The sequence below is a fragment of the Lysinibacillus composti genome (assembly GCF_016908465.1).
In the GTDB taxonomy this organism is placed as follows: Bacteria; Bacillota; Bacilli; order Bacillales_A; family Planococcaceae; genus Ureibacillus; species Ureibacillus composti_A.
Map to the genome: position 1 here is coordinate 382420 of NZ_JAFBDY010000001.1, position 18179 is coordinate 400598.

At 35.0% G+C, this 18179-nt stretch carries 21 protein-coding genes; 19 read left to right on the forward strand and 2 right to left on the reverse strand.

Features of this window, described 5'->3' with window-relative positions; all coding sequences use genetic code 11:
• Positions 1-79: 79 nt before the first annotated feature.
• The gene (locus tag JOD29_RS01850) at positions 80-1015 is read right to left on the reverse strand and encodes a DUF1385 domain-containing protein (RefSeq protein WP_124761958.1); all 936 of its coding nucleotides are present in this window, start codon (positions 1013-1015) and stop codon (positions 80-82) included.
• 132 nt (positions 1016-1147) lie between these two features.
• On the opposite strand from JOD29_RS01850, the gene JOD29_RS01855 reads away from it, so the two are divergent.
• The 12 genes from JOD29_RS01855 to accC all read left to right on the forward strand — a co-directional run bounded on the left by JOD29_RS01855 (position 1148) and on the right by accC (position 9618).
• Positions 1148-1606: a hypothetical protein gene (locus tag JOD29_RS01855; protein ID WP_124761956.1), complete on the forward strand. Its 459-nt coding sequence runs from the start codon at positions 1148-1150 to the stop codon at positions 1604-1606.
• Between the two features lie 35 nt (positions 1607-1641).
• On the forward strand, positions 1642-2070 hold the full coding sequence (gene aroQ, locus JOD29_RS01860) for a type II 3-dehydroquinate dehydratase (protein WP_124761954.1): 429 nt from the start codon (positions 1642-1644) through the stop codon (positions 2068-2070).
• Positions 2071-2084: 14 nt separating this feature from the next.
• Positions 2085-3146: a M24 family metallopeptidase gene (locus tag JOD29_RS01865; protein WP_124761952.1), complete on the forward strand. Its 1062-nt coding sequence runs from the start codon at positions 2085-2087 to the stop codon at positions 3144-3146.
• 13 nt (positions 3147-3159) lie between these two features.
• Positions 3160-3717: an elongation factor P gene (efp, locus tag JOD29_RS01870; RefSeq protein ID WP_124761950.1), complete on the forward strand. Its 558-nt coding sequence runs from the start codon at positions 3160-3162 to the stop codon at positions 3715-3717.
• Between the two features lie 331 nt (positions 3718-4048).
• On the forward strand, positions 4049-4561 hold the full coding sequence (locus JOD29_RS01875; protein ID WP_124761948.1) for a DoxX family protein: 513 nt from the start codon (positions 4049-4051) through the stop codon (positions 4559-4561).
• Between the two features lie 303 nt (positions 4562-4864).
• Entirely contained in the window at positions 4865-5071 is a 207-nt protein-coding gene (locus tag JOD29_RS01880) for a SpoIIIAC/SpoIIIAD family protein (protein ID WP_124761946.1), read from the forward strand.
• Positions 5072-5120: 49 nt separating this feature from the next.
• A complete protein-coding gene (locus JOD29_RS01885; RefSeq protein WP_205101603.1) occupies positions 5121-5456 on the forward strand; it encodes a hypothetical protein in 336 nt (111 codons plus the stop codon).
• Between the two features lie 12 nt (positions 5457-5468).
• A complete protein-coding gene (locus JOD29_RS01890; RefSeq protein WP_124761942.1) occupies positions 5469-6389 on the forward strand; it encodes a stage III sporulation protein AE in 921 nt (306 codons plus the stop codon).
• A 205-nt stretch (positions 6390-6594) separates the two neighbouring features.
• Positions 6595-7002, forward strand: a complete 408-nt coding sequence (locus tag JOD29_RS01895; RefSeq protein WP_124761940.1) for a hypothetical protein — start codon at positions 6595-6597, stop codon at positions 7000-7002.
• Entirely contained in the window at positions 6999-7544 is a 546-nt protein-coding gene (locus tag JOD29_RS01900) for a SpoIIIAH-like family protein (RefSeq protein WP_124761938.1), read from the forward strand. Before JOD29_RS01895 ends, JOD29_RS01900 begins: the two co-directional genes overlap by 4 nt.
• Positions 7545-7718: 174 nt before the next feature.
• Complete coding sequence (gene accB / locus JOD29_RS01905; RefSeq protein WP_124761936.1) at positions 7719-8231, forward strand: acetyl-CoA carboxylase biotin carboxyl carrier protein; 513 nt, start codon at positions 7719-7721, stop codon at positions 8229-8231.
• 13 nt (positions 8232-8244) lie between these two features.
• Positions 8245-9618 (forward strand): acetyl-CoA carboxylase biotin carboxylase subunit, encoded by a 1374-nt coding sequence (gene accC, locus JOD29_RS01910; protein WP_124761934.1) that lies wholly within the window; start codon positions 8245-8247, stop codon positions 9616-9618.
• Between the two features lie 125 nt (positions 9619-9743).
• Here the strand turns inward: accC and JOD29_RS01915 are convergent, their stop codons facing one another.
• Positions 9744-10325, reverse strand: a complete 582-nt coding sequence (locus tag JOD29_RS01915; protein ID WP_124761932.1) for a TetR/AcrR family transcriptional regulator — start codon at positions 10323-10325, stop codon at positions 9744-9746.
• A 325-nt stretch (positions 10326-10650) separates the two neighbouring features.
• Here JOD29_RS01915 and JOD29_RS01920 point away from each other — a divergent pair, with 325 nt between their 5' ends.
• The 7 genes from JOD29_RS01920 to glpK all read left to right on the forward strand — a co-directional run bounded on the left by JOD29_RS01920 (position 10651) and on the right by glpK (position 18064).
• Positions 10651-11304, forward strand: a complete 654-nt coding sequence (locus tag JOD29_RS01920; RefSeq protein ID WP_124761930.1) for an HlyD family secretion protein — start codon at positions 10651-10653, stop codon at positions 11302-11304.
• A gap of 14 nt (positions 11305-11318) precedes the next feature.
• The gene (locus tag JOD29_RS01925; RefSeq protein ID WP_124761928.1) at positions 11319-12872 is read left to right on the forward strand and encodes a DHA2 family efflux MFS transporter permease subunit; all 1554 of its coding nucleotides are present in this window, start codon (positions 11319-11321) and stop codon (positions 12870-12872) included.
• Positions 12862-14334, forward strand: coding sequence for an efflux RND transporter periplasmic adaptor subunit (locus JOD29_RS01930; RefSeq protein ID WP_158610507.1), 1473 nt, complete (start codon positions 12862-12864; stop codon positions 14332-14334). Before JOD29_RS01925 ends, JOD29_RS01930 begins: the two co-directional genes overlap by 11 nt.
• A 183-nt stretch (positions 14335-14517) precedes the next feature.
• Positions 14518-15495, forward strand: coding sequence for an LLM class flavin-dependent oxidoreductase (locus JOD29_RS01935; RefSeq protein ID WP_124761924.1), 978 nt, complete (start codon positions 14518-14520; stop codon positions 15493-15495).
• Positions 15496-15637: 142 nt separating this feature from the next.
• Complete coding sequence (locus JOD29_RS01940; protein ID WP_124761922.1) at positions 15638-16036, forward strand: Asp23/Gls24 family envelope stress response protein; 399 nt, start codon at positions 15638-15640, stop codon at positions 16034-16036.
• A 152-nt stretch (positions 16037-16188) separates the two neighbouring features.
• Positions 16189-16413 (forward strand): small acid-soluble spore protein Tlp, encoded by a 225-nt coding sequence (gene tlp / locus JOD29_RS01945; RefSeq protein ID WP_124761920.1) that lies wholly within the window; start codon positions 16189-16191, stop codon positions 16411-16413.
• A 160-nt stretch (positions 16414-16573) separates the two neighbouring features.
• On the forward strand, positions 16574-18064 hold the full coding sequence (gene glpK / locus JOD29_RS01950; protein ID WP_124761918.1) for a glycerol kinase GlpK: 1491 nt from the start codon (positions 16574-16576) through the stop codon (positions 18062-18064).
• The last annotated feature ends 115 nt before the right edge of the window (positions 18065-18179 follow it).

An 18179-nucleotide genomic window follows, 5' to 3' on the forward strand; every position in this document is an offset into this window, starting at 1 on the left:
GATTTTTTGATATAAATATACTTACGAAAAAATTACAAACAAAAACTCGAGTTTAGCATAAGGCTAAACTCGAGTTCACTTAGTCGTGGTTAATGTCACTAATTACCATAGGGTCTTTTTCAATTTCATGTAACTTTTTAAACGATGCAATTGATACTTCTACCATATCATCCTGTGGCTCTTTTGTTGTTAACAGTTGTAACCATAGTCCTGGATAACCTAAGTATTTTAATACAGGAATGTCACGTACAGCATTTGTTGCTTGTAATACTTCAAATGAAATTCCTAATACTACAGGGATTAGTAAGATTCGAATAACAACACGTAACCAAAGTGGATCAGTTGGGAAGAAGAAATAAACAAACATCCCAATAATAACCGTAAACAAAATAAAACTAGATCCACAACGATAATGTAAACGGGATTGTTTTTGAACATTCTCTACTGTTAATTCCAAACCAGCCTCATAACAGTTAATAACTTTATGTTCAGCACCATGGTATTGGAAAACGCGTTTAATAATTGGCGTTAAAGATATAAAATATAGGTAAATTAACAATAATATTAACTTAAAACCAGTTTCTAATAAGATTTGTCCGGTTTTTCCAGAAACCCATGGAGAAAATAATTCTGCCAAAAATACAGGTACTAATGTAAAGACAAATTTACCAAATAGAAAGGATAGGATACCAACGACAGCGACACCAAGAATCATTTGTAGTTTTGAAAGTTCTTGTTCGTTCTCTTCTTCTTCTCCTGGGTTTACCTCATAACGGTCACTTGCAAACTGTAAATGACGCGATCCAAGACCTGCTGATTCAAGTAAAGCAATATTCCCACGGACAAAAGGAATCTTTTTTAGCTTTTGATAAATTGGTTTTTTTTCTTTTTTTGCATAAAAATAATCTATCGAATTGTCATTTCGACGAATAGCCGCTACGGTATGGTCTTTTCCCCCAAACATGACACCTTCTAAAAGTGCTTGTCCTCCATACACAGGTGTTTGACTGCTCAATATTTACACCACTCTCTTAAAATATGAATATAGGAATGTTCTTATTGTACTAAATTTTTATAAAAAGCACTACGGGTACGCATATGAAAATTATTTATTGGTGAAACTGTTTGAAAAAAGGCGGTGTATTTTATGTTTTACTTAGCATTTGTGACTAGTTTGGCAGCATCAATTTTTCTTGCCGTTGGGCTTAAACTTTTAAACTTATTTCATTTTATCAAATGGAATCCAGTAGGATATGCAGAGAAATGGGGGGTACTAGAGCAAAGTCATGGTTTAGTTCGATGGTTCTTTTTACTGATTGTCCTCTTTATTATTCTTTTTATTTTGTACTTAATCATGCAGTATGTAGCATTAGTTCCACCATTTGTAACATCACTTGTCATCGGAGGTGTAATTGCACTATTAGCTGAATGGATAATAAAAGATTTACCAGCTGAACTATCTTCCTTTAAAAAGTTATCAATTCCATTTATTGTTACCGTTATTATGACTTCTCGATTTGTATTTGAAACAGCAACTTATCATTTCAAAGCAGCTCACTTCGAGAAACGAAATAAGTTGCCCTATAAAGACACTGTGATAAAATAAAGAAAGGAAAAATATGCAAATAAGGAGCTTTTTACATGAAATTACTTGTGCTAAATGGACCAAATTTAAATCGATTAGGTAAACGTGAACCTGAAATATATGGAAAGGAAACATTAGAGGATATTAAAACAAGGCTAGTGGTGCTAGCAGAAAAATTTAGCTCTACTATTGATTTTCGACAATCCAATCATGAAGGGGAACTAATAGATTGGATCCATGAGGCAGAAGATACAGGGATAAACGGAATTATCTTTAATCCTGGAGCTTATACGCATACAAGTGTTGCACTTCGAGACGCCATTGCAGCAGTAAATGTGCCGGTTATTGAAGTGCACATTTCTAACATACATAAACGAGAGAGCTTCCGTCATAAATCATTATTGGCGGCTGAATGTATTGGACAAATTAGTGGCCTTGGAACTTTTGGGTACGAACTTGCATTAAGAAAATTTCTAGAACAATAGGAAGGGAATATTAGATGATAAAATTAGAAAAATTGCGTAAAGAGATGATCGATCTTAATATTGACGGATTACTAATTACAAATGAGTTTAACCGTCGATATATGACAGACTTTACTGGGACTGCTGGTGTTGCAATTGTATCAAAGGACGATGCAGTGTTCATAACAGACTTTCGCTATACAGAACAAGCAAAAAAACAAGTAAAAGACTTCCGTATTGTACAACAAGAAGGTGTTTTAGCGAAAGAAGTTGCAAAGCAAACTGAACAAATGGGTATAAAAACAATTGGTTTTGAAAAAGATACAATGACATACGGTATGTTTGAAACTTATAAAAGTTTATTAAAAGCAGATTTAATACCGGTTTCTGGGGTAATTGAAAAAATTCGCTTGATTAAGACTGAACAAGAGATTAATATTATTAAGGTTGCATGTGAAATTGCCGATCATGCATTTACTCACATTCTTGGCTTTATTAAGCCAGGTTTAACTGAACTTGAAGTATCGAATGAACTAGAATTTTTCATGCGTAAACAAGGGGCTACAGCGTCTTCTTTTGACACAATCGTTGCTAGTGGTGTGCGATCTGCATTACCGCATGGAGTGGCAACAGATAAGGTGATAGAAAAAGGTGATTTAGTAACTCTTGATTTTGGTGCACTCTATAATGGATACGTTTCAGATATTACACGCACAGTTGCAGTAGGGGAACCTTCAGATCAATTAAAAGAAATGTATGATATTGTTTTGCAATCACAATTATTAGCGGTGGAACAAGTTGGTCCTGGTATGACTGGGATTCAGGCAGATTCAATCGCTCGTGATTATTTAACTTCAAAAGGTTACGGAGAAGCATTTGGGCACTCAACTGGTCATGGCATTGGCCTTGAAGTGCATGAGGGTCCAGCTTTATCTTTCCGTTCTGATACATTGTTACAGCCTAACATGGTTGTCACAGTTGAGCCTGGTATTTATTTACCTGGAATTGGTGGCGTACGTATTGAAGACGATATTGTAATTACAGAAACAGGAAATGAAAAATTAACTCATTCGAAAAAAGAACTAATTATTTTATAATGGAGGAATACCCATGATTTCAGTAAACGACTTCCGTACAGGACTTACAGTGTTAATTGATGGCCAATTATACCGTGTAATGGATTTCCAACACGTAAAACCAGGTAAAGGAGCTGCATTTGTACGCTCGAAATTACGTAATTTACGTAATGGAAACGTTCAAGAAAAAACTTTCCGTGCAGGAGAAAAGGTAGAAAAAGCCCAGATTGATAACCGTAAAATGCAATACTTATATGCTCAAGGTGATTCGCATGTATTTATGGACATGGAATCTTATGAGCAAACAGAACTTGCATCTGCACAAATTGAAGATGAATTAAAATATCTTCTTGAAAACATGGAAGTTTACATTCAGTCATATCAAGGTGAAATGTTAGGTATCGAATTACCAAACACTGTAACTCTTGTAGTAACAGAAACAGAACCAGGAATTAAAGGAGATACTGCTTCTGGTGGATCTAAACCAGCAACGCTTGAAACTGGATTAGTTGTTCAGGTTCCATTCTTCGTAAACGAAGGCGATAAATTAATTATTAATACAAGTGATGGTTCATACGTATCACGTGGATAATATAAAAAAACTTGAAGAAATGAAAATTTTCTTCAAGTTTTTTTATGTTAAACAGATGTAGGCTAGAGTTCCTGAATTGAAATAGTACATGGTTTTGCGCTTCAGTAAATATAGAAATAATAATTTTTGTATGTTGACGAGTAGTATGTAATTAGTAAATTATAATTAAATTTATAGTAAAAAGACCTATATAAAAAACATTTCAAGAAAGATACATAACTTTTTTGCGAATATATGAACTGAATGACAAAAATATATCATTCCTTTTTTAATGTGGTATTTTATATACATATTTAATAAACAACAAAACAACAAAGAAGGGAAGAGCATTATGTTAAATAAATGGTGGAAAAATAATTCAATTGCTGCAACGATTATTACATTAGTTAGAGTATATTTAGGATATAGCTTCCTTACAGCTGGATGGGGAAAAATTACGAGCGGTCAATTTGATGCAAGTGGTTTTATCGGTAATGCAATAAAAAATCCTGTTGTAGGTACAGATGGTGCACCGGTATTTAATGTGTATACAAAGTTCTTAGAAAATGTTGCCTTACCAAATATAGAGTTATTTAATGTTTTGGTTCCGTGGGGTGAGTTTTTAGTTGGGGTAGGATTAATGTTAGGCTGTTTAACAACAGCAGCTGCATTTTTTGCGATGGTAATGAATTTTTCATTTTTACTAGCCGGAGCAATTTCTCACAATCCAACTGATATTATTATGTCAGTACTAATCATTGCTGCAGGTATGAATGCTGGTAAAGTTGGTTTAGATCGATATGTTATTCCATTTATTAAAAAGTACAAACAAAATCGAAAAGAAAAATTGGAAGTAAGTCATTAACTATAACATTAAAAATGAACTATTAATAAGAGCCGATTCATCCTACTTTAAGGATGAATCGGCTTTGCTTATATCTGCTAAAGATAATGAAATTTTTATTTCTCATAATTTATAGGTCTATTTTCTATATTTTTTTCATCTCTTATCTATTGAGAGTCAAAACATAGTAGTTGGGGAAATGGGTTCGCACCGGAAATGTTGAAACCTGTCTCTATTTATTTCTAGCTTAGTATTTTTTTAGTAGTGAAGGGGTCTATTTTATTGTCCAAGCTCATATAATGCGTTACACAAGGAGGCGTCGCAATGGAGTTACAAGACGTTTTGCGAGTAGCAGGGGTAGGGCTAATTATCGCATTACTTCATGTTTTCTTTGAACAAACCGGCAAAAAGGAATTTTCATTCTTTATATTTTTCATTGCATATCTCTATATGACAGCTGAACTTATACGATTCTTGCGGCTATTCTTCGATGAAATCTTAACATTCTTTCAATGGCTAACATTGAATTAGGTAACCTATGACATATGTATTTTATGCCGTAATTCTACTTCTAGTTTTAATGCTAATTAAAGAATCGATTAACAAACTACATGGACTAATAGCAGTAATCTTTTTTTTCATACTACTCCATTTCCTTTTGTCGATGATGATTATTCCTTTTATTGAGCAACTTCTTTCGTATGTACACTCAGTACCGTACGTTCCTCAACTTGTGTATTCTGCTCTTTTTTATCAGCTTGGGTCTTTATTTCATAAGATTTTTGAAGAAGAGGAATATGAAGCGATTGGTGAGATGGTTATGATTGCAATACGTATTGTGCTGTTAGCGTACTGGACTGCAGAAGTTGCAAAGGTATTATCAAATTTTTCTTCTATTTTACAAAAGCTTCAATAAGGGGCTTTGACAATGAATGTGATTAACGATGTATTATCTATTTTTACAGACCCATTAAAAATTGCTGGACAATCTATCATCTTGATTGTCACCTATACAATCGTCTTCTTGATCATAGAAGCGTTTGCACCAAAATTTAAAAATTGGGCTGATGTACTGTTTATTGTTGTCCTCTTGCTAACGCTTGGACAAACCGTCATGGATTCATTTTCACTTATGGGGCAATTGGCAGGTATCTTTTCAGACTTCTTTATGGCTCTTTACCCAGTATTAGCATCCTTGTTAGTTATTTTAAATGCTGTTTTTTCCTTTGTAGCATGGAGTCCAATCATTTTTTTTATTTTTCAAGCTCTCATTTTTTTATGTAAAAACATCTTGATACCTGCCATAACGGTTTCTTTAATTCTTGATTTTTGTACTAGGTTTATTCAAGAAATGTCCTTTTCGAAGGCATCTGATTTAATTCGCGGTTCAGTAATGACACTCATTACAGCTACACTACTTGCAATGATGACTGTTTTATCATTTACAGGAGTTGCTTTTTTTACAATTGATCGAACGATAGCAACTCCCGCTAAAAAAGTGATTGAGCAAACGATTCCAATTGTTGGATCACTTATTGTGGAAGGATTCTCTATTTTTCAAAAATATCAATCTACTGCAACAACTGTCGCTGGATTTAGTGCAATGACTGCCTTTTGGCTTGCAGCGTTTTATCCGGCAGGTAAATTACTAATTCACGCAATGACTTTTAAATTTCTAGCTGCAATTATAGAACCATTTACAAGCGGATCGGTAAGTGGGCTAATTGATGATGTTGGGAAATCTCTATTAGTTCTATGTGCTGTTGCGTTATTGCTTGGAATTGCCTTTGTTTTTATTTGGCTATTGTTAATGGTCATTATGCAGCTTGGGGTGGGGAAAACCTTTTGATCAAACTAGTAGCGATTATCATAATAGGAAAATGTTTATTATTACTTGCTGATGAAAAAGACATAATGGTTTATGTCAAACTTGCTACATTACTAATTTTTATTACAACTTTGTTAGATTTTATTAATCTCTAAAGCATAGAGTTGGACATACCATCATACAATGTTGTGAAACGTTGTAGAAAGGGGGCGCAAAAGAACGTGAGGTGGAAAAGAAAAAATGGTCATTTCAAAAAATATTAATCATTCCGGTAATAGTGTTTGCGTTCATTGCGTACATTTCTTTAACGTCAAATGAATCGAAGCTAGAGCAAAATGATACAGATCCTGAAAGTAGACTTGAACATACTCTAAGTCAGATAAAAGGCGTTGGACAAGTTGAAGTATATTTCCATTATGATAATACTACTACCTCAAACGCTGATAGCATGCTAAGTGATTACTTTCGTTCAAGTAGTAATGGAACTACTGTATCTGGTTTGCTCGTTGTATCGGAAGGGGCGTCTGAGCCAGCAATTAAAAAGGAGCTTTTAGAAACAATTAGTCGAGTAATGCAAATGCCTACTCACAGAATCATGATTGTACCGATGGAGAGTAAAGGAGATGAACAATGAAAGTAAAAAGAAGAACAGTATGGCTATTAACGCTATTAAGCTTAGCTGCCGTGATTTCAGTGTATTATGTATTTGAACCAAATCGTGATGTGGATCTGTTAACGGTGTTCACAGATGGCACATTAGAGGAAACATCATTATCAGGGGTAGAAGAAGAGGTAGCAAGTACAACACCAACATATTCTGAAAGCCATTTATTCGAAGAAATGAGAATGGAAGTTAGCAATGAGCGTAGCCAATTACGTGAACAATTAACACAAAAAATTGCATCTGAAGACTATACAGCTGAAGAGAAAAATGAAGCATTTAATGAAATGAATCAATTAATTCAACTTGAATCTTCTGAAGCAATGCTTGAAATGTTAATTGAATCACTAGGTTACTCAGATGCTTTAGTGAGAGTAGAGGATGATAAAGCGTTAGTATCAGTATTAACAGATGAAATTTCAAAGCAACAAGCAAATGAAATCATTTACATCGTAAAATCAGAGATTGAAGATGTGAGTGAAGTAACGGTTAAACCTGAATCCAACCATTATTAATTGTAATTACAATCTAAAGTTGTTGCATAACAGAAAAGTGCGCAGTGCTTCGTTTTTACATACGAAAGCACTGTTTTTTACGTAATTTAATTAATTTTGCAATAATGTATTTTAAAATGAAATAAAAAACTATAAAATGGTAGATGTAACAAAAAAACTAAAGGGGTGTCCATATTGTTTAAAGTACAAGAATTACGTGAAATTATTAAATTAGTAGATGCATCATCAATTGATGAGTTTGTTTATGAACATGACGGTGCTAAAATTAAGTTAAAGAAAAATATTGAAGTTGTTACAGAAGTCGTAGCAGCTCCGAAGGCTCAAGTAGCTCCTGTTGTACAACAACCAGCACCAGTTGCAGCGCCAACACCAGCTCCAGTTGTTGAAGTAACAGCAGCACCAAAAGCAGAAGAGAATAAAGCAGCTCAAACAAATGTAGACGAGTCTTTACATAAAATTACGTCTCCAATGGTGGGTACATTCTACCAATCTCCATCACCTGACGCAGCTCCTTACGTAAAAGTGGGAGATTCAGTAGGGGATGAATCAATTGTTTGTATCGTAGAAGCAATGAAGTTATTCAATGAAATTGAAGCAGAAGTTAAAGGTCAAATTGTTGAAGTGCTAGTAAAAGATGGCCAATTAGTTGAATACGGTCAACCATTATTCCTAGTAAAACCTGAGTAAGGGGTGTCTCACTATGAAAAAAGTATTGATTGCAAACCGTGGTGAAATTGCTGTACGTATTATTCGTGCCTGCAAAGAACTAGGTATTGAAACTGTTGCTGTTTATTCGGAAGCTGATGCTGAAGCACTTCACGTAAAATTAGCCGATGAAGCATATTGTATTGGACCTAAATTATCGAAAGACTCATATTTAAGTTTTCCGGCAGTATTAGGAGTAGCACAAAAAACAGGTGTCGATGGAATTCATCCAGGATACGGCTTCCTAGCAGAAAATGCTGCATTTGCAGAAGCATGTGAAAATGCAGGTATTAAATTTATCGGTCCATCATCTGATGCCATTAAAATTATGGGTATTAAGGACGTCGCACGTTCTACGATGGAAGAAGCTGGAGTGCCTCTTGTTCCGGGAACAGGTATCGTTCCTGATATTGAAACAGGTAAACAATGGGCTGCAACAATTGGCTACCCTGTTATTATCAAAGCTACTGCAGGCGGTGGCGGTAAAGGAATTCGTGTAGCTCGTACAGAAGAAGATCTTGTCAAAGGGATTGAAATTACGCAAAAAGAGGCAGCTGCAGCATTCGGCAACCCTGGCGTATATTTAGAAAAATTCATTGAATACTTCCGTCACTGTGAAATTCAAGTACTAGCTGATTCATTTGGTAATGTTGTTCATTTAGGTGAACGCGATTGTACGGTACAACGACGTATGCAAAAACTAGTTGAAGAAGCTCCATCACCTGCGCTTTCTGCTGAGAGACGTGCAGAAATGGGTGCAGCAGCTGTTAAGGCAGCACAAGCTTGTAATTATGAAGGTGCTGGAACAATTGAATTTATCTATGACTATCAAGCAGATAAGTTCTATTTCATGGAAATGAACACACGTATTCAAGTAGAGCACCCTGTAACTGAACTGATTACAGGTGTTGACCTTGTTCAACAACAATTAAAAATCGCTGCAGGTGAAAAATTGCCATTCACTCAAGCTGATATTAAAATTAATGGTTGGGCAATTGAATGTCGTATTAATGCTGAAAATGCATATAAAAACTTTATGCCTTCAGCAGGTAAAGTAACAAACTACATTGCTCCAGGTGGAAATGGTGTACGTATTGATTCAGCTGTATATCCTGGATATACGATCCCGCCTTACTATGATTCAATGGTAGCTAAATTAATTGTTCATGCGGATACTCGTGAAGAAGCGATTGCTAAAATGAATCGTGCGTTAAGTGAATTCTTTATTGAAGGTGTTCATACAACAATTCCATTCCACGAAGCATTAATGAATAACGAAGTATTTATTTCAGGTGATTTTAATACAAAATTCTTGGAAGAAAATGATATTTTAAATGTTAAAGGGAACGAAACAATCGTAGCAAAATAATTAAAAGTGTAGATAAAGTCTGAATATGACTTTGTCTACACTTTTTCTTTTTCCAATAATTATTAAGTTTTTCAAAGTAAAATGACTACTTCTAAAGGAATTCCTCTATAACGCACTTCTAAAAACTACTCTTGCATTTTTCTTTCTAAAAGATAGGTTAATTTTTCGGCTATATATTCAGGGGGATAAGGCATCTCATGATCTATCCAATTTTTAATAACCCCAATATACGCAGAAGCAATAAAGCTATTCACAATATCTGTAGGAACTACTCGTTCATTCCCATAAGTGTGCTTAAGGGTGCGTCTTCGATCGATGGACGCGTTCAGAATATCTAATAATTGCATAAGAAACTTTGAAGACCCTTTTCGACTAAAAATAGTTTTATAGAAAATATTATATTTTTTTATATGCATGAAAATAGATAGATTTAATTGGTATGTAGAAGATAAATGGGAAGAAGTTGAACCTTCAGTATTTAAAATATCTTTGAATTCTCCTAAAATCTCTTCAGCTATTTTTTCAACAAAATCATACTTGTCACGATAATGTGAATAAAATGTTGCGCGGTTTATATCAGCGCGTTCTGTAATATCTTGAACTGTGATAGATTGGAAATCTGTTTCCTGGATTAATGATGCGAGTGCATTTCTCAAATGTTGCTTAGTCTTTTTAGTTCTACGGTCAAGTGGCTGCGCTGAACTCATAAAAATGAACCTCCATTTTAAGATTGTGATGATATTATACAACAAATTTTACTTAAATGTTGATTAAACAACGGATGACAAGATTTTAATGGTTGTTCCTACCTACTATGCAATTTATAATTACTAAATGTAAATTTATTCATTTAATGTAGATTAAAACAATTATATTTAAATATTGTTTTCTTAGACAATCTAAAGTGTTTAATTTTTCGTATGATATCAATTCATGCGATTTCTTTTTATTATTCAGAAATATTTGTCAAAAGATAGACACTGCATTAAATGAATAAGTAGTAATTAAGATTATACAATTAGAGGTGGAAAGATGAAAAAAAAGATTATCTTAGTTGTACTTCTGGTTCTATTCGTAGTTAGTGGAGGTACCATCGGATATTACTATTATTATCAAGGAACTCATTATGTTAAAACAGAGGATGCTAGACTTGCTGGTGAGCAATATAAGGTGATGGCACAAATCTCTAGTAAAGTAACTAGTTTTACTGTAGAAGAAGGTGAAATCTTGGCAAAGAATGAAGCAATTGCCGAACAAGATGTTGCTAATATTGATGCAAGTATGATTAGTAAATCTGTTATTCGTGCACCTATTGATGGAACAGTTATTAAGTTGTTAAATAATGAAAATGATTTTGTTGCTGCAGGAACACCAGTGGCACTCATGATGAATATGGATGAGCTTTATGTGACAGCCAATATTGAAGAAACCGATATTCAAAAAATTAAGGTTGGCCAAGAGGTTGACATTACAGTCGATGCCTTAGATGGTGCTCCTCTTGTTGGGAAGGTAAGGAAAATTGGAGAAGGGTCAAACTCTGTCTTTTCATTAGTTCCTGCAATTAATACAAGTGGGAACTTTAGTAAAGTAACGCAATTAATTCCGATTGAAATTGCTATTGCAAAACCAGCGGATATGAAGCTTATTCCAGGAACAAATGTTGTTATAAAGATTCACATTAAGTAAGGGGAGGGGTTCACATGTCTACAACTACTGCTGTTCCCGCTCCATCACATGATTCTTCTTCTAAAGAACGTTGGCTTGCATTAGTTGCCATTATTGTAGGTGCGTTTGTAGCCGTACTAAATAACAGTTTGATTAATGTGGCAATACCAAGTTTGACAACTGAATTAGGATCAACGCAGTCTACAATTCAATGGGTTCTGACAGGTTATATGCTAGCTTCAGGTGTCATTGTTCCTATTGTAGGTTTTATGGAAGAACGAATTGGTTATAAAAAGTTTTTACTTGTAGCTCTAGGCGTTTTTACAATTGGAACAGTGCTTTGTGCTGTTGCTTGGAATGATACCTCATTAATTGCTGCTCGTATTATTACAGGATTAGGTGGGGGAGTAATAGGACCACTAAGTATGACAGTGATTTATAAAATAATGCCACGGGATCAAATTTCTGTAGCTTTAAGTTTATGGGGAGTTTCTGCCATGGTAGCTCCTGCGATTGGCCCTACCTTAAGTGGATATTTGATTGAATGGTTTAACTGGCGATTTTTATTTATCATTTGTGTACCTATCGGTGCAATTGCCTTTATCGCTGTTTGGGTTTTACTGAAAGAGCCAAAAAAACAACAGGCAAAACCATTTGATGCGCTAGGCTTTTTCCTCGCTGCTACTTTTGCTGGGACACTTTTATATGCGCTTAGTAGTGGGCAAAAAGAAGGTTGGGGATCATTTGAAATTGTATTCTTATTTTTTATTTCTTTTTGGTCACTTGTCTTTTTAATCTTTGTAGAGGCAAATACAGAAAATCCTGTTATTGATCTTTCGCTTTTTAAAAATTTTACTTTTATGGTCAGTAATATTATTTCATCACTCGTAATGGTCGGTTTGATGGGAGCTATGTTTATTTTACCTCTATTCTTACAAAATATCCAAAAATTAGGCCCTATTAACACTGGACTTTTAATGATGCCACAGGCGATTTGTATGGCTGTTACAATGCCGATTGCAGGGAAGTTATTCAATAAAACAGGTCCGATTCCATTAGGTATTATTGGTTTAACATTGATGGCCACAACTACATATAAACTAGCTTTTATCACGCCTGAGACGATGCATAGTTGGATGATTCCAGTATTGATGCTTCGTGGTATAGGGACAGGACTTTGTATGATGCCGATTTCTACAGCGGGAATGAATGCCGTTGCTCCCCATTTAGTCGGGAAAGCGTCAGGTTTATCAAATTTAATGCGTTCAATCTCATCTTCTATGTGCATTGCTGTTTTTACATTAATTATGCAGCAACGGACAGCCCTGCATTTACAGGAAATCTCGGGGTCTATTCCAATTGAAAAAGCACAAGAAGCCCAATTATTATATGGTTCTAGTTGGAACAGTAGTCTCTCAAGTATTATGCAAGTACAAGCAGCATCAAGAGGAATGACGGATGTGTTCTATATAGCTTCTATGACCTTATTTATATGCATTCCATTGGTCTTGATTTTTAAAAGAAGAAAGAAACCCGAGAAACAAATTACAGATACGCTTAATGAGAAGGGGGATTCTAATGAATCGTAAAGTAGAATTTAAGATAGGAGTTCTTTTTGTCAGCACCTTATTACTACTAACTGGATGTAGCGGTAGCACACGCACACAGTCAGCTTTTAACGACGAAGCGGTTATTTCAGTTGAAGTAGAACATGCAAAAAAAGAACTTATTGCAACAGGGAATGTTTATTCAGGTGTAATTCAACCTAAAGAAGAGGTAACAATCGTACCTAAATTTGCTGGGAAAGTTGCAGAAATGGAACTTGAAGTAGGAGATGCAGTAAAAAAAGGCGATGTTTTATTAAAGCTTGATGATAAAGATTTACAAAACGCTTTAAAACAAGCAGTTGCTGCTGAATCTGCTGCTACTGCAAATGTGAAATCAACAGCTGCTAGTGTTGAATCAGGTGTAGTTCAATCGGAAAGTGGTGTAGTTCAAGCAAAAGGAAATATGGTTCAAGCAGAAACAAGTATGATTCAGGCTGAAAATGGTGTTACACAAGCACAAAATGCAGTTACAAAAGCAAAAAATGCTATAGAAGATAATAATGTAGCACTAGAGAAAGCTGAAAGTATTCTAAATGATACGAAAACAAATTTTGAGCGAATGAAGAAATTATTCGACCAATCACTTGTTTCTAAAGTTGAATATGAACAAAGTGAATTAGCATTAAAATCCGCCCAATCTAGTTATGAGAGTTTAAAAATAGCTGGTAAAAATGCTCAGGCAACATTAGATAATGCACAAAAATCTCTACAAGCAGCAAAACAAACTTATACAAAAACAACTGAGGGCTACAACACAGTCAAAGAGGGTTATGCAAACGCAGAAAAATTAGTAAGTATTTCACAAAGTTCGGCAGCGGTTGAAGCAAGCCAACAAGCTTTAGAACAGGCAAAAGTAGCAGTTGAAATTGCACAGAGTAATTTAGGTGATGCAGTTTTAACTTCGCCTATTAATGGTATTATTGCTTCTAAAAATATAAATGTTGGTGAAAGAGTGTCAGCCCAAAGTACAGTTTTAACAATCGTTGATTTAGAAACAGTCAAAGTTTTAACTTATATACCTGCAAGTGAAATTAATAATATCCATGTAGGTCAGCAAGTTCAGTCCCAAACATTATCTTTCGACTCAACAACAGTAGGAAAAGTAAAAACAATTAGTCCAATGGATGAGGAGGGAAAAGGGTATCCGGTTGAAATTGAGATTCCTAATCCAGATTTACTTTTGAAATCAGGAATGCTTGTAGATTTACAGTTTATAGATGAAGATGCAAAAGAGGAAATACTTGTTCCTGCTACAGCTGTATTGGATGAAAAAGGAAAATCGTTTGTATTCGTTGCTATAGGGGAGCACCCAGAAAGAAAAGAAGTAGAGACAATTGAAAAAATTGGATCAAAGGTTGTAGTAAAAGGTGGTATTAGTGAGGAAGATCTCATTATTACGAAAAATAATTCAATTCTTTCTTCAGACACATTAATTACTTATTAAGACTTTTATTTTATTAAATGAGTTTTGTTATTACCAAAGCTTCGCATTTGCTAAGTTAAGCAGAGCCAAAAAGAAACCTTCCACGGATCAGCCGTGGAAGGTTTGTTTGTATGGAGGGGAAAAGCGTGAGATAATTTTGATCGCGTAATATACTTGTATTATAAATTGGAAGGGGAGAGCGTTGTGTTACCAAAATTATCTGTACTAGATTTAGCACCAGTTTTGGAAGGGAAAGATATTACAGATTCCTTTCAAAATAGTCGTGCGTTAATACAACATGTTGAAAAGTTTGGCTATCACCGATATTGGGTAGCGGAACATCATAATATGCAAGGGATTGCTAGTTCTGCAACAGCTATATTAATTGGTTATTTAGCTAGTGCAACTAGTAAGATTCGTGTTGGGTCTGGAGGCATTATGTTACCAAATCATGCCCCTCTAGTCGTTGCTGAACAATTTGGTACCTTAGAATCAATGTACCCGGGTAGAATTGATTTAGGATTAGGACGAGCTCCTGGATCGGATATGTTAACAGCGCGTGCCTTACGTCGTGATGATAGAGGTGCTTATGAGTTCGACCGATTAGTTCATGAACTTCGGGAATATTTTGAAGATGTTGAAAGACCTGTAATAGCTGTGCCAGGAAAAGGAATTAATATACCACTATGGCTATTAGGCTCTAGTTTGTATAGTGCCCAATTGGCGGGACAACTTGGGCTGCCATACTCATTCGCAAGCCATTTCTCACCAGATTTATTAGATGATGCATTAAATACCTATAGAAGGAACTTTAAACCTTCTAAAGTGTTAGATCAACCTCATGCAATGATGGCTATTAATGCATTTGTTGCAGAAACGGATGATGAAGCAGAATTTTTAGCTAGTACACTTTTCCAGCAGTTTTTAGGAATGATTCAAGGTAAAAGAGGGAAAACACAACCCCCTAGAGATATGACTAATCTATGGAATGAGCAGGAAAAGGCAACGGTATTACAGCAATTAAAATATACGTTTTACGGTTCACCCGAAACGGTATATCAAAAGTTAGTTGAAGTAATCCGTGACAGAAAAGTCGACGAAATCATTGTAAATAGTGCGATTTATGACCAAGAAAAAAGAAGAAAGTCTTATGAATTACTTGCTAATGTTTGGAAGGGTTAAGTAGAATTTATTATTCCTTCTATTCGGCAGTATACGTAAAATCGTGTATAATAATCAGTAAATGAAGGTCCTTGTAAAATCTGTTAATTTTGGAAGGCAACTATTAAGTGACAGATTTGAGAAGAAAGAAAGGATGAATAAAATGGCTGAAAAAGTAGCTAAGTCTTTTGTACAACCAACACCTTCCGGGAAAGAAGAGTTAGGAAAAATTGAAGTAGCACCAGAAGTAATTGAAGTCATTGCGGGTATTGCAACGACAGAAATTGAAGGGGTAGCAGCAACTAGAGGGAATTTTGCCTCTGGAGTAGCTGAAAAGTTCGGTAAAAAAGTTCATTCTAAAGGTGTTAAAGCGACAATTACGGAGGACGGCATCATAATTGAAGTTTATTGTTCAGTAAAATATGGATATTCAATTCCTAAAGTCGCAAAAGAAATTCAAACTGTGATACGCCAAGCAATCTACAATATGACTTCGATTGATACGAGTGAAGTAAATGTTCACATTACGGCAATTCAATTTGAAATGACAAACGAAGACTAATCGAATATATAACATTAGACCTCTCCCGTTACGGAAGAGGTTTTTTAATCTATAAGTTTATATCTTGAACTTCCTCAAATAATTACGTATAAAAAAAGCAAAGCTAAACAAACTAAAGTCGTAATTTAATTCAAGTGAGGGAGGCTTTTTTTATGGCAAAAAATCGTCCAAATCCAGATAATCGTTCTGATAACGTCGAGAAATTACAGGCAATGGTTCACAACACTTTAGAAAACATTGAAGCTGCAGAAGAAACAGCAGCATTAGCGGGTCCAGAAGAACGTCAAAAAATTAAAGCGAAAAATGAAAAACGTAAACAATCATTAAACGGATTTCGTGAGGAAATAAAAGACGAAGCAAGTAAACGTCAAAATTAAAATTAACATGAGCAATAATGGAGTATGTCCACTGGGGCATACTCTTTTTTGTTGTAATAGAATTTCTTTGCATTGTAGGAATTATGAAAGAACATATTGAATTTTAAACAAGTATATCGTCAGATTTATTCCTAGATTAGAAGGATGGGGGAGAATATTAATGAAAAAATATATATTATCATTAGACCAAGGAACAACGAGTTCTCGTGCTATTGTATTTAATAAAGATGGCCATGTAGAGCATATCTCACAACGGGAGTTTAAGCAGTATTTTCCTCATGCTGGTTGGGTAGAGCATAATGCGAATGAAATTTGGAGTTCGATTTTATCTGTCATCGCTACAGTTCTATCAGAAAAGAATATTCATGCAGAACAGATTGCAGGAATTGGAATAACAAATCAACGAGAAACTACAGTTGTTTGGGATAAGAATACTGGTGAACCTATTTATAACGCAATTGTGTGGCAATCACGGCAAACATCTGATTTGTGTGAACAATTAATTAAGGACGGATATAATGACTTGGTTCGTGAAAAAACAGGTCTTTTAATCGATGCATACTTTTCAGCCACGAAAGTGAAATGGATTTTAGATCATGTTGAAGGTGCAAAAGAAAAAGCATTAAATGGCGAATTATTATTTGGAACAATAGATACTTGGGTTATTTGGAAATTAACAGAAGGAAAGGTACATGTAACTGACTATTCTAATGCCTCCAGAACGTTACTATACAATATTTATGAACTTAAGTGGGATAAAGAATTACTCGAAATATTCGACATTCCTAGCTCCATGCTCCCTGAAGTACGACCTTCTTCTGAAATATATGGAACGGTTTCCAAAAAGCACTTCTTTGGTGTAGAAGTACCAATTGCAGGTATTGCAGGAGATCAACAAGCAGCGCTCTTTGGCCAAGCATGTTTTGAAAAGGGAATGGTGAAGAATACATATGGCACTGGATGCTTTATGTTAATGAATACTGGCGAAAAAGCAGTTCCATCACAAAATGGTCTATTAACGACAATTGCCTGGGGAGTTGATGGCAAAGTAGAATATGCTCTTGAAGGAAGTATATTTGTTGCAGGGTCAGCCATTCAATGGTTACGAGATGGGTTGCGTATGTTCCGAAACTCTGATGAAAGTGAAAGATATGCAGAGAAGGTGAAAAGTACAGAGGGAGTCTATGTTGTACCTGCCTTTGTTGGTTTAGGAACTCCGTATTGGGACAGTGAAGTGCGCGGTGCTGTATTTGGACTGACGAGAGGGACATCTAAAGAACATTTCATACGTGCAACACTCGAATCGTTAGCTTATCAAACTAAGGATGTTTTAGATGTTATGAAAGTAGATTCTGGCATTTCACTTAAATCTTTACGAGTTGATGGAGGTGCAGTAAAAAATAATCTATTAATGCAATTCCAATCAGATTTATTAAATGTTCCAGTAGAAAGACCAGCAATTAATGAAACAACTGCGCTTGGTGCTGCCTATTTAGCTGGTCTTGCAGTAGGTTTTTGGGCAAATAAAAATTCAATTGCATCCCATTGGAACTTGGATCGCCAATTTGAACCTAATATGCCAAACGAACAACGTGATCATTTGTACGCTGGTTGGAAAAAAGCTGTAAACGCAGCACAAGCATTTAAATAAACAATAAAACACTGGATACAGCCAGTGTTTTATTTTGCTTTCATGTTACATCATGAGGGTAAACTGCTAATTTTATTTCTATTTTTCAAAAGTTGGTTTGAAGTTATGTGAGAAT

Coding starts and splice junctions, on each gene's coding strand:
- JOD29_RS01885 (WP_205101603.1), top strand. CDS start 5,121: ATGCTAATTAAAGAATCGATTAACAAACTACATGGACTAATAGCAGTA.
- JOD29_RS01890 (WP_124761942.1), top strand. CDS start 5,469: ATGAATGTGATTAACGATGTATTATCTATTTTTACAGACCCATTAAAA.
- efp (WP_124761950.1), top strand. CDS start 3,160: ATGATTTCAGTAAACGACTTCCGTACAGGACTTACAGTGTTAATTGAT.
- aroQ (WP_124761954.1), top strand. CDS start 1,642: ATGAAATTACTTGTGCTAAATGGACCAAATTTAAATCGATTAGGTAAA.
- JOD29_RS01875 (WP_124761948.1), top strand. CDS start 4,049: ATGTTAAATAAATGGTGGAAAAATAATTCAATTGCTGCAACGATTATT.
- JOD29_RS01900 (WP_124761938.1), top strand. CDS start 6,999: ATGAAAGTAAAAAGAAGAACAGTATGGCTATTAACGCTATTAAGCTTA.
- JOD29_RS01920 (WP_124761930.1), top strand. CDS start 10,651: ATGAAAAAAAAGATTATCTTAGTTGTACTTCTGGTTCTATTCGTAGTT.
- JOD29_RS01855 (WP_124761956.1), top strand. CDS start 1,148: ATGTTTTACTTAGCATTTGTGACTAGTTTGGCAGCATCAATTTTTCTT.
- JOD29_RS01930 (WP_158610507.1), top strand. CDS start 12,862: ATGAATCGTAAAGTAGAATTTAAGATAGGAGTTCTTTTTGTCAGCACC.
- glpK (WP_124761918.1), top strand. CDS start 16,574: ATGAAAAAATATATATTATCATTAGACCAAGGAACAACGAGTTCTCGT.
- JOD29_RS01915 (WP_124761932.1), bottom strand. CDS start 10,325: ATGAGTTCAGCGCAGCCACTTGACCGTAGAACTAAAAAGACTAAGCAA.
- JOD29_RS01865 (WP_124761952.1), top strand. CDS start 2,085: ATGATAAAATTAGAAAAATTGCGTAAAGAGATGATCGATCTTAATATT.
- JOD29_RS01940 (WP_124761922.1), top strand. CDS start 15,638: ATGGCTGAAAAAGTAGCTAAGTCTTTTGTACAACCAACACCTTCCGGG.
- JOD29_RS01925 (WP_124761928.1), top strand. CDS start 11,319: ATGTCTACAACTACTGCTGTTCCCGCTCCATCACATGATTCTTCTTCT.
- accC (WP_124761934.1), top strand. CDS start 8,245: ATGAAAAAAGTATTGATTGCAAACCGTGGTGAAATTGCTGTACGTATT.
- JOD29_RS01880 (WP_124761946.1), top strand. CDS start 4,865: ATGGAGTTACAAGACGTTTTGCGAGTAGCAGGGGTAGGGCTAATTATC.
- tlp (WP_124761920.1), top strand. CDS start 16,189: ATGGCAAAAAATCGTCCAAATCCAGATAATCGTTCTGATAACGTCGAG.